This window comes from Pseudonocardia pini (assembly GCF_013870575.1).
In the GTDB taxonomy this organism is placed as follows: Bacteria; Actinomycetota; Actinomycetes; order Mycobacteriales; family Pseudonocardiaceae; genus Pseudonocardia; species Pseudonocardia pini.
In genome coordinates, this window is record NZ_JACBXB010001128.1 from 1 (window position 1) to 1276 (window position 1276).

Annotated in this window: 1 protein-coding gene; it reads left to right on the forward strand. The window is 73.0% G+C overall.

The features are described from left to right. Positions 1 to 1036: molybdopterin-dependent oxidoreductase (locus H5J29_RS33145; protein WP_181784826.1), on the forward strand; the 1036-nt coding region annotated here is incomplete at its 5' end. Between the last annotated feature and the right edge of the window lie 240 nt (positions 1037 to 1276).

Below are 1276 nucleotides of genomic sequence, written 5' to 3' on the forward strand. Positions count from 1 at the left end.
CCATCCGCTCGGGGCGTCGGGCGCCCGGGTGCTGGGCACCCTCGCCGCCCGGCTCGCCGACTCCCGCCGCGCGGTGACCGACCGGCTCGCGCGGGCCCGGCTCGTCGAGCGGGCCCCGGCGATCCCCGTGGGGGCGGACTTCGCCGAGCTCGGCACCCCCACCTTCCTCACGCCGAACGCGAGCTTCTACCGGATCGACGTCGCGCTGCGGGTCCCCGAGGTCCGCGCGGAGGACTGGGCCCTCAGGCTGCACGGGATGGTCGACCGCGAGCTCACGCTGAGCTTCGACGACCTGCTCGCGCGCCCGCTCGTCGAGCGGACGGTGACCATGACCTGCGTGTCCAACCCGGTCGGCGGGGACCTGGTCTCGACGGCGACCTTCGTAGGGATCGACCTGCGGGACCTGCTGCTCGAGGCGGGGGTGCGGCCCGGTGCGGAGCAGATCTTCGCGACGAGCGTCGACGGCTGGACCGCGGGCACCCCCACCGACGTCGTGCTGGAGCGTGACCGCGGGGCGATGCTCGCCGTGGGGATGAACGGCGAGGCGTTGCCACCCGAGCACGGCTTCCCGGTGCGGATGCTGGTGCCCGGCCTCTACGGCTTCGTGTCCGCGACCAAGTGGCTCGTCGACCTGGAGCTGACCACCTTCGACGCCCGCCGCTCCTACTGGCTCGACCGCGGCTGGGCCGAACGCGCCCCGATCAAGACCGAGGTGCGGGTGGACCGGCCGCGCGGCTTCGAGACCGTACCCGCGGGCCGCGTGACGTGCGCGGGGATCGCCTGGTCGCAGCCGCGCGGCATCAGCGCCGTCGAGGTCCGGATGGACGGCGGCGGGTGGCGCGCGGCGACCCTCTCCAGCGAGGTGAGCGGCCGCACCTGGCGGATGTGGACCGCGGACTTCGACCTCTCCCCCGGCAGCCACACCGTGCAGGTGCGCGCCACGGACGCGGACGGCGTGGTGCAGACCGAACAGCGCGCCGACCCCATCCCCGACGGCGCCTCCGGCTGGCCCGCGACCATTTTCACGGTGGCCTGAGAAGACACCGGAACGAGACCGAACCGATCCGGCTCGGCCACCGAAGCGGATTTTCTCGAAAAGAAGTCGAACCGTTCGGGAAACCGCACCGAACAACACTCGAAAGGCCCGGGGGGACCGGGTCGGAATCCTCAGGAGTAACCATGCGCAAGCCCTTCCGCCTCGCCGCCGCCGGCGCGATCGCGGCCCTCACCGTGACCCTGGCCGCCACCAGGAAGACGAGCTGACCGGGGGACACGT